General features: G+C 30.6%; 7 protein-coding genes and 1 pseudogene. 7 read left to right on the top strand and 1 reads right to left on the bottom strand.

Features of this window, described 5'->3' with window-relative positions:
* Window positions 1–781: 781 nt before the first annotated feature.
* The 6 genes and pseudogenes from HMPREF2647_RS00780 (at window position 782) to lacG (ending at window position 7,254) form a co-directional block, all read left to right on the top strand.
* Window positions 782–1,045: a hypothetical protein gene (locus tag HMPREF2647_RS00780; protein ID WP_070859311.1), complete on the top strand. Its 264-nt coding sequence runs from the start codon at window positions 782–784 to the stop codon at window positions 1,043–1,045.
* Between the two features lie 1,354 nt (window positions 1,046–2,399).
* Entirely contained in the window at window positions 2,400–2,549 is a 150-nt protein-coding gene (locus HMPREF2647_RS11245) for a hypothetical protein (RefSeq protein WP_176746902.1), read from the top strand.
* A 13-nt stretch (window positions 2,550–2,562) separates the two neighbouring features.
* Window positions 2,563–3,213: a hypothetical protein gene (locus HMPREF2647_RS00775; RefSeq protein WP_070859308.1), complete on the top strand. Its 651-nt coding sequence runs from the start codon at window positions 2,563–2,565 to the stop codon at window positions 3,211–3,213.
* Window positions 3,214–3,284: 71 nt separating this feature from the next.
* Window positions 3,285–4,085 carry a hypothetical protein gene (locus HMPREF2647_RS00770; protein ID WP_070859305.1) on the top strand — a complete coding sequence of 267 codons (801 nt, stop codon included), beginning with the start codon at window positions 3,285–3,287 and terminating at the stop codon, window positions 4,083–4,085.
* A gap of 205 nt (window positions 4,086–4,290) precedes the next feature.
* Window positions 4,291–5,826, top strand: a pseudogene (locus HMPREF2647_RS00765) (PTS lactose transporter subunit IIBC); the annotation flags it as partial.
* Between the two features lie 15 nt (window positions 5,827–5,841).
* The gene (gene lacG / locus HMPREF2647_RS00760) at window positions 5,842–7,254 is read left to right on the top strand and encodes a 6-phospho-beta-galactosidase (protein WP_025987241.1); all 1,413 of its coding nucleotides are present in this window, start codon (window positions 5,842–5,844) and stop codon (window positions 7,252–7,254) included.
* A 570-nt stretch (window positions 7,255–7,824) separates the two neighbouring features.
* Here lacG and HMPREF2647_RS00755 read toward each other — a convergent pair.
* On the bottom strand, window positions 7,825–8,826 hold the full coding sequence (locus HMPREF2647_RS00755; protein WP_019835194.1) for an LLM class flavin-dependent oxidoreductase: 1,002 nt from the start codon (window positions 8,824–8,826) through the stop codon (window positions 7,825–7,827).
* Between the two features lie 139 nt (window positions 8,827–8,965).
* On the opposite strand from HMPREF2647_RS00755, the gene HMPREF2647_RS00750 reads away from it, so the two are divergent.
* Window positions 8,966–9,973, top strand: coding sequence for an NADP-dependent oxidoreductase (locus HMPREF2647_RS00750; RefSeq protein WP_070813363.1), 1,008 nt, complete (start codon window positions 8,966–8,968; stop codon window positions 9,971–9,973).
* Window positions 9,974–9,976: the final 3 nt, after the last annotated feature.

The raw sequence follows: 9,976 nt of genomic DNA, 5'->3' as shown, positions 1-9,976 counted from the left end.
AGAAAAAAATTAAGGAATTATATTTAGGTTGAGTTTGGTTTTAGAAACGAGTTTTTTCGTGTTTTGATGTTAATACTAAGATGAAAATAAATGTAAGTGTGACGTTTATTTATAAAAGTAAGCGTTTTCTATTTACATTTAGAGCCTTTTATAAGATAATAACCGTAGCTACTAAAATTACTACTCAAAATCGAGTATCCTTTAAAATGACTGTATCCTTTGGATGCAGTCTTTTTATTTATAACCTGTCAAAACCTTACATTTTACACAATAACAAACGGACTTAAAAGTCCACTTGTAACCTGTACCTTAAAATAGGGAAGTGGTTTAACCAGTCCAAATGTGGGTCGGTTAAATATGTCCATAATTGGACTTATTAACGTTTCTTTTAATTGGCTCAAATATGAGCGTATTAATATAAGTACATTTATTGAAACCAAATTTGGGTTAAGTGAATATATTGAAAGTTGTATTCCGCTTCTAAATGCTGATACGCCAAGTTACCGTATCAGAAATTCAAATATAGACTTATTAATCAATTAAATAGCTGACGCACTAAGTTAGTGCATTAGAAAACCGAAATGTCGGTTATCTAATTCTGAAAAGCCGTTTGTGGCTTCTCTGCGTAGTCAAAATGGCAACGCAGCACACGTTTATGATTTACGATCTCACGGCGCAAATGTGCGCAGTGAATCTCACAATCTAAATTTGAGCAATGAAACTATTAAAATACAAATAGTACAATGGTATGCTAATGTAAAGTTAAAAAGGAGTATTAGCAATGGCAAAAGCTTTAATGTTAATCATAACTATTGTTTGTATAGTTTATATTGTGTATAACTTCATTAAAGATAAACCAATCCTTAATATTTTCTTTGCTTTAATAATACAATCAATTTTATTATTTCTAATCCGCTTCTTTTGGATAAAGCAATCTTTTAGTAGATCACTTTTATCGTCTTTTGACTTATTTACGATTACGGTTGTAGTTATTTATTTGATATATAAATTAAGTAAGAGAAGAAAAGAAAAAGAGGATAAATAATTACTGATAGTTGCGTATTCAACTTGAGTACGCAGCTTGTGTAATGATCTAATAGCGAATTTCATTCCCCAAATCTGGGGAGTGAGAATGTAAATATTTTATAGATGTTGTGAAAGTCGTAGACAATTAATAAATTTAATGCGTATAATGACATTAGAAGTTGTTCCCTTATGAAGCACTTCTATATTTTTCTATATGTGAGTCATTTTTTCTTGGCTATGTCCATTGGGCATAGCTTTTTATTTTATTGTAGACAAATATATAAATAATGAGATAATAGCAAAAGAGGTTTAAGGCCTCTAATTTCTTTACGTACATATAGAGTTTTAACTCTATCTCAACTACAATGGGGCTAACCTTAATTGGTTAGTCACTTTTTTGTATAAAAAAGCACTCTCAACTTAGATTATGTCAGAGTAAGTGAGAGTGTAGATGAAAAGTAAGAAGTGAAACGTTTTTATTACTTTATTACATACAAACTAATGATTTTTATTATAATAGTGTGGCTAAATAAAAATTAGTGTGTAATAATAATAATTGAGATTGTCTAACTGGCGATTCTTTCCTTTCCACTAAGTATTTCTTCTCCATTGAAAATACTGTATGTTTAGGCAATCTCAACATTTTAAAAGCTTTCATAAATAGCATAATTCTTTAGGGGGCGTAAAGCCCCTTTTTGTATGCGAAAAAAGTCTCACTAGTTCATGACTAGTAAGACTAAGTTCAATGAAAGAAATGTTGTCTATAACTTATATTAACATATAGCCGCTTCAATTAATACAATTACGTTTGTATTATACTAACGTAACCATTCGTGACGTTAGCTGCATGAACAATTTGTTCAGTCAGGTATAAAAGGGAGTAGGGAAACACGACGCCCTTTATTAGTTGATCTAAATAAGGACTGAACGAAACGTTCCCCCCTTATTCATGGGGTCGTGAAACGCTACCCCATAGATGAGTGAACAAAACGTTCCCCCATGTGTCGCTGCATGTAATGTTAGGTAAGTGAATACAATAACCGCTTCGATACATAGGTACATTCTCGATTTAGATAAATGTTAATACACGGGTGCAGTCCTAATTTAGGATTGCAGCATTAACCAGCTTGTCGATTTAGCAATGTGGTTTAAAAAATGAATATTTAATAATTTAATTAATATTAATTTATGAATAATCATTAGTATATTTTTTAAAAAAATATATAATGTATAAAACCTATTATGACGGCTTTTATTAATTGTTGTACAAAATTTATTTTTTGAAATTTGAGTTTTAATGTTTTCATGTGTCAACACTTGAGGTATATTAATAGTACAGAATAAAGGAAATTTGTTTTGGAGGAGTGAAAACAATGGCTGTAAGAATACCCGATGAAAAAGATATGATTTTGAAAAAACCTAGTGTAGATGTTATTGATAGAATTAATAAAAGTATTGAAAAAGGTAATAAGCCAGCTAAAAAAATATTCCCACACAAAAATATAAAAAGAATAGTATTTTAGTGGTTAGATTGATATGAAAGAATTAAATGTTGTTAGCATAAGAGAAAAAGAGTATAAAGATATACCAGTTTATAATTGTCGCATAGAACAGGGTCTTGAAGATTATTTCAATAAACACGCGTGGGAAGATGCAAAAATTGAAAATCAAGTAAGTAATACCCACTATCTCATAGAAGATGAGAAAATAGTGGGTTATTTTACTTTGTCACTCAATACTTATAAAATTCAAAAAAATAAGCAAAAAAAATTAAACCTTAAAAGTGTAGAAAAGAGACATGGAATTAATCAAAATAAAGAAAAACATGAAGGTGTATATATAGTAGTATATTTAAATTTTTTCGGTATTGATGATAATTTTAAAGGTAAAAAAATTGATAGTGAAAATTTAGATGCAAAGTATAGTGATTTACTCTTTTTTTTATTATTTACAAAATTACAATCCATCTTTGAAACATTGCCATTTTCAATGATTGTTCTGCAAGCTTTTGAAAAAGTTAGTTGGTTTTATGAAAAGTATGATTTTGAATTTATACAGAAATCTCATGATGGTATGAAAATTTATGTATTTCCTTCTAATAGAATAGATAACTATTTGGATATGGAAAATGAGGATAGTCCTTTTTATAATCTTCTTAATTATTTAGACAAAAAACAAATAAATTAATTATTATATAATCGTCTATAGCTTTGGATTATTTGAGGAATAGAATTTTAAAAAGTTAATGGAGATTTTTAATGAAGATTTTAAAATTTGTAATTTGGTTTATTGTATTAGTAGTATCTTTTTTTGTACTGTCTTTCCTAATTGATGTAATAGGAAAGTATATTTTCAACAAATATAGCATTGAGGGCAGGAATAGTTTATCAATATCATTAAGTTTTTTAGGTCTATTTACTACATTTTTAGGGGCATATATTGGTGCTAAACTTTCTGGGAAAAATGCAATTCACACAATGGAAAGACAATTATATATCCAAAAAGTAGATGATTTATTATCTGTTCAAAGTGAAATATTATTTAATATGGAAGTCTTAGGAATTTTTTTAAATGAAGTCTATAATAATTTTGGTTTTAGTACGGGGAAGGTAAAAGAGCAATTAAAAAAAACTAGTTTGACTAGCGGGACGTATGTATATATATTCAATAAACTTTCTCGATCTTTTAGTAGTTCTATTAATATAAACAAAGATACTTATAAAAATTTGAAATTATTAAGAGATATATTAATTGATAATAGCCGAGCATATAAATTATTTGATGAGTTATTATTAGAAGATGTAAGAGATAGAAGTAATATGACTGAGTTTTTTAAATTAAAACAAATTATTAATTTGTTAGACAAATATATATATGTTAAGAATGAAAAATTATATATGAATATTAATATGTTTTCTAAAGGATATTTAATAGAATTGTGTCATTATACTATTAACGTTAACGAATTATTATTAATGAAGCCTTTAGAATACGATGAAAAAATAAAAATTGATTTTAATAAAAAAATAGAAAATATATTTAACAATAACTTTTTATAATGTTTTATATAGTCAAAATAAGCACACGGACAAGTTAGATATCTCATTTCAAGCGTCACTCATTGAGTGGCGTTTTTTATTTTGAATACGTTTTGAATACGTTATTTAAAAATTAATAGCAATCTATAAAAATAAAGTAACTATAAAATACTGATATATCAACGTTTATAAACAGTTAGAAATACATATAAAAAGTACAAACTAAACCATGGGAATTGTTGGTTTGATTGTAGCTGGAACAACAGCTAAGTCTTTAACCGATTCCTACAACAGGAAATTAGATAAAACCAATCAAATTAACTTTATTTCTACAATGATGGCTGCGATGAGTGGATTTTTATTCTTAGCAGCAGATCCTATTAAAGAGGGTGGATTTTTAAGTGCATTTATGGGCACAAAAGGATTATTAACAGCCTTTATTTCAGCCTTTATTACCGTAATTGTTTATAATTTCTTTATTAAAAGAAATATTACAATAAAAATGCCTAAAGAAGTACCACCAAATATTTCCCAGGTATTTAAAGATATCTTCCCGTTGTCAGCGGTTATTATCATTATTTATGCATTAGATTTATTATCAAGAACATTTATTCATACAAATGTAGCGAACGCCGTATTAAAAATCTTTGAACCATTATTTACTGCGGCAGATGGCTGGATTGGTGTCACACTTATCTTCGGTGCTTTCGCATTCTTCTGGTTTGTAGGTATACATGGTCCATCTATTGTTGAACCAGCAATTGCTGCAATTACTTATGCAAATCTTGAAACAAACTTAAATTTGATTCAAGCAGGAGAACATGCAGATAAAATTATTACACCTGGTACACAAATGTTCGTTGCAACTATGGGGGGTACCGGTGCTACATTAGTCGTACCATTTATGTTTATGTGGTTAACTAAATCAAAAAGAAATAAAGCCATTGGTAGAGCATCGGTTGTACCAACATTCTTTGGAGTAAATGAACCAATTTTATTTGGTGCACCACTCGTATTAAATCCAGTATTTTTCATACCATTTATTTTTGCACCAATAGTAAACGTATGGATCTTTAAATTCTTTGTTGATGTACTTAAAATGAATAGTTTTAGCATCTTCTTACCATGGACGACACCAGGGCCTCTTGGTATTGTGATGGGTACAGGCTTTGCTTTTTGGTCATTTGTGTTAGCGATTGTATTAATCGTAGTTGACGTTATGATTTATTATCCATTTTTAAAAGTATATGATGAACAAATTCTTGAAGAAGAACGAGGCAATAAAGAAGTAAATAATGAATTAAAAGAAAAAGTATCAGCAAACTTTGATACGAAAAAAGCAGATGCAATTTTAGCAACTGCTGGTGCAAATGAAGCGATAACAACTGAACCAGCACCTTCCGATGAGGAAGTATCGGCTAAAGAGTCATCAAATTCAATTAACGAACAAACTAACGTTTTAGTCTTATGTGCCGGTGGCGGTACAAGTGGATTACTTGCAAATGCGTTAAACAAGGCTGCTGAAGAATATCAGGTACCTGTAAAAGCGGCAGCTGGTGGTTATGGTGCACATATGGATATTATGAAAGACTATCAATTAATTATTTTAGCGCCTCAAGTTGCTTCTAACTATGAAGATATAAAACAAGATACAGATCGATTAGGTATTAAATTAGCAAAAACTCAAGGTGTTGAATACATTAACTTAACTCGTGATGGCAAAGCAGCATTAGACTTCGTTCAACAACAATTTGAAAAATAATTAGGAGATGAAAGTATAATGAAAAAATTACCAGAAGATTTTATTTTCGGTGGTGCAACAGCAGCTTATCAAGCAGAAGGTGCGACTCAAACAGACGGAAAAGGTCGTGTAGCCTGGGACACTTATCTAGAAGAAAACTATTGGTATACAGCTGAACCTGCAAGTGACTTTTATCATAAATATCCAGTTGATTTAGAATTAAGTGAAAAATTTGGTGTTAATGGTATCCGTATATCTATCGCGTGGTCAAGAATTTTTCCAACAGGTTATGGAGAAGTTAATCAAAAAGGTGTAGAATTCTATCACAATTTATTTAAAGAGTGTCATAAACGACACGTTGAACCGTTTGTTACATTACATCATTTTGATACTCCAGAAACACTTCACAGTGATGGAGATTTCTTAAACCGTAAAACGATTGATTATTTTGTAGACTATGCAAAATTCTGCTTTGAAGAATTTACTGAAGTCAACTATTGGACTACTTTTAATGAAATTGGTCCTATTGGTGATGGCCAGTATTTAGTCGGTAAATTCCCACCAGGAATTAAATATGATTTTGCAAAAGTATTCCAATCTCATCATAATATGATGGTCGCACATGCAAAAGCAGTTAAATTATTTAAAGATAATGGATATAATGGGGAAATTGGAGTAGTTCATGCATTACCAACTAAGTATCCATATGATCCTTCAAATCCGGAAGATGTAAGAGCAGCAGAACTTGAAGATATTATTCATAATAAATTTATCTTAGATGCAACATATTTAGGAAAATATTCTCGTGAAACTATGGAAGGTGTACAACATATTCTTTCTGTCAATGGCGGTAAATTAGATATTACCGATGAAGATTATGCTACATTAGATGCTGCAAAAGATTTAAATGACTTCTTAGGTATCAATTACTATATGAGTGATTGGATGAGAGGATATGAAGGAGAATCAGAAATTACACACAATGCTACTGGAGATAAAGGTGGCTCTAAGTATCAACTTAAAGGTGTAGGACAACGTGAATTTGACATAGATGTTCCTCGTACTGATTGGGATTGGATGATTTATCCACAAGGTCTTTATGATCAAATTATGCGTGTTATAAAAGATTATCCTAACTATCACAAAATTTATGTTACTGAAAACGGACTTGGTTATAAAGATGAATTCGACGAAGAACGTAAGACAGTTGATGATGATGCACGTATCGACTATGTTAAAAAACATCTTGAAGTCATTGCTGATGCGATACGTGATGGTGCCAATGTAAAAGGCTATTTCTTATGGTCACTTATGGATGTGTTCTCATGGTCTAATGGTTATGAAAAACGTTACGGTCTATTCTACGTTGATTTTGACACACAAGAACGTTATCCGAAAAAAAGTGCATATTGGTATAAAGCATTAGCTGAATCTAAAGAAATTAAGTAATTTTATAAATTTGACAGGACAGAAATTTTCATTTCTGTCCTGTTTCTTATTTTATTGAGATACTAGTATTAAAAAATAAGGAGTATAATTTTCTCGTACATTCTATAGAGTATTTATCTTTCACGTATTTTATGAAAAATGATGGTAATCATCCACCATTTCTGACACTAAAAAAGAAGTCAATATTGTTAGAACATATAATGGCGTTCTTAATTTAAATGAAAAGGTGAATGAAATTCAAGTTGATCAAAATGGCAAACCAAACAAAATGAGTGAAGATGATAAAAAGTGACTTGGATTAAAAACTATTTATAAAGGTAAACAAATAGAAGATTTAAACATTTATGAAGATAATTAAAATGGTATGCATTTTGACGTTAAAGTATCTAATAGCTCGTCTTGGCCATTAAAATCTTTGTTAGAAGCAAGTCCAAAAATGTATAAAAATTCTTAATATATAGAATCAACGACTCAACATAGCCAACTTCATGAAAATAAAGATGTTGCAAATGAAAACATTAAAGTTTATGAAACAAATAAAAATTAGGAGCATTCATAATACTGACTCTCCTAATTATCTAGACAAGCATGAGCTATAAGTTCAATTAATTTAGTTCGATGAGTATGTCCGTATACATTAGGAAGAATCATGATTTCATCGACTTCAAATTCGTTTTGTAATTGTATTAACTGCTGAGCTACTTCATGTGGTAAGCCACTAATCATTCGACGTTTATTTTTTTCTATTTTTTCTTGATCTCTTTCAGAATAATGGCGTTGCTGTGCTGTTTCAATAGAAGGATATACTTTAGGTTGTTTAAGATAGTTAATACGTATTAACCACAAATTTAATGCATCTACTAATTGCTTAATCATTAATTCATTTTCTGCCGTAACGACAAAAGTAGCTAAAATAATATAGGGTGAATGCGAATGACCATGATACTCTGTAAAACGCGATTTATAATGTTGAATGACATGTGTTAAATTTGCGTGCGATTGACCCATATGAGCAATCACAAAAGGTAAGCCTTTTTTTGCGGCAAGCTCAGCACTTTGTTCACTCATTCCTAAAATAAACATCTCAGGTGAATGCTCTGTGTATGGAGTGGCTTCTAAAGTTTTGAAACGATGTGAATGAATAGTGTCATTCGTAAAGTATTTGTTCAAATCATCTATTTGTTGAGATAGTTTGGGTTTTTGAGTTTTAAATTCATTTAGCGCTTCGTTTACATTTTTGAAGCTAGGAGATCGCCCAATTCCCATATCAATTCGGCCAGGATGTTTGACTTCCATAATTTTAAATTGTTCTGCAACTTTGTAAGCACTATAATGGGGGAGCATCACACCGCCACTTCCAATATGAATAGAGTGTGTATGTTCAAGTAACATAGCCATTACGATTTCAGGAGCGCTTGATACAACAGAAGGAACTTGATGATGTTCTGCTACCCAATAACGTGCATAACCAAGTTTCTCTGATAGTTGAGCAAGTTCAATTGAATGATTTAAAGCTTCTTGTGGTGTATCACCTTCAAAGAGTGGTACATAGTCTAAGATACTTAATTTCAAGTTTAAGACCTCACTTTGCTTGGTATAATAAAGTATTAAGTGTTATCATACTAGACATTATAAAGTGAAAGCAGTTGAATTGCGATAAAATTGTTTGTGATATGACACTGTTTTTGAATACTGAAAGGAGTCTTTTATAATGAATAATGAGCAAGTTTTATTAGCAAAATATCCTGAAGGTATGCCCCAAGATGATACATTTAAATATGAAAATATTGACATAGTTGATCCGAAAGAAAATGAAATTCAAATTGAATCTTTATATATATCTGTCGATCCATATATGCGTGGAAGAATGACTCAAGCTGATTCTTATGTGGAGCCTTTTAAAATTGGCGAACCTATTCAAAGTCACATTGTAGGCAAAATTATTAAATCAAATTCTGAAAAATTTAATGAAGATGACATTATTGTAGGTATGTTACCATGGAAGCGTATTAATACAGTAAATGAAGAGAATGTAAGTAAAATATCTAATACAGATGTACCACTTTATTTATATTTAAGTACGTTAGGTATGACAGGTCAAACAGCTTATCACGGTTTATTAGAGATTGGTCAACCAAAAGAAGGCGACACTGTAGTAGTTTCAGCAGCTTCTGGTGCAGTAGGTGCTGTGGTTGGTCAAATTGCTAAAATCAAAGGTGCTACAGTAGTAGGTATAGCTGGTGGAGATAAAAAAGTGAATTATCTAACAGAAGAATTGGGTTTTGATGCAGGCATTGATTATAAAAAGGATGATTTTGCAGAAGTATTAGCAAAAGCCGTACCGAATGGCGTAGATGTTTATTTTGAAAATGTAGGTGGCACAATAGCCGATGAAGTTATGAAACATCTCAACCGTCATGCACGTATTCCTGTTTGCGGTACGATTTCTAATTATAATAATACTGAACAAGAAAAAGGTCCACGTGTACAAAGCACATTAATTAAACATCAAGCACTGATGCGTGGTTTCTTGGTAGCGGAATTTTCCGATGACTTTGAACATGCAAGTAAAGAACTGGCAACGTGGATACAAGAAGGAAAAATTAAAACAAAAGTATCTATAGAAGAAGGATTTGAATATTTACCAAAAGCGTTCAGAAACTTATTTACAGGTGAAAACTTTGGCAAACAGATCGTTAAAGTGTCAGAGAATGTATAATTT

The sequence above is a fragment of the Staphylococcus sp. HMSC035D11 genome (genome assembly GCF_001836075.1).
In the GTDB taxonomy this organism is placed as follows: Bacteria; Bacillota; Bacilli; order Staphylococcales; family Staphylococcaceae; genus Staphylococcus; species Staphylococcus hominis.
This window is presented reverse-complemented; position numbering and strand designations above follow the sequence as displayed.

Excerpts from the sequence above, each read along its gene's own strand:
- HMPREF2647_RS00770 (WP_070859305.1), top strand. The coding sequence starts at position 3,285 with ATGAAGATTTTAAAATTTGTAATTTGGTTTATTGTATTAGTAGTATCT.
- HMPREF2647_RS00775 (WP_070859308.1), top strand. The coding sequence starts at position 2,563 with ATGAAAGAATTAAATGTTGTTAGCATAAGAGAAAAAGAGTATAAAGAT.
- HMPREF2647_RS00750 (WP_070813363.1), top strand. The coding sequence starts at position 8,966 with ATGAATAATGAGCAAGTTTTATTAGCAAAATATCCTGAAGGTATGCCC.
- HMPREF2647_RS00780 (WP_070859311.1), top strand. The coding sequence starts at position 782 with ATGGCAAAAGCTTTAATGTTAATCATAACTATTGTTTGTATAGTTTAT.
- HMPREF2647_RS11245 (WP_176746902.1), top strand. The coding sequence starts at position 2,400 with ATGGCTGTAAGAATACCCGATGAAAAAGATATGATTTTGAAAAAACCT.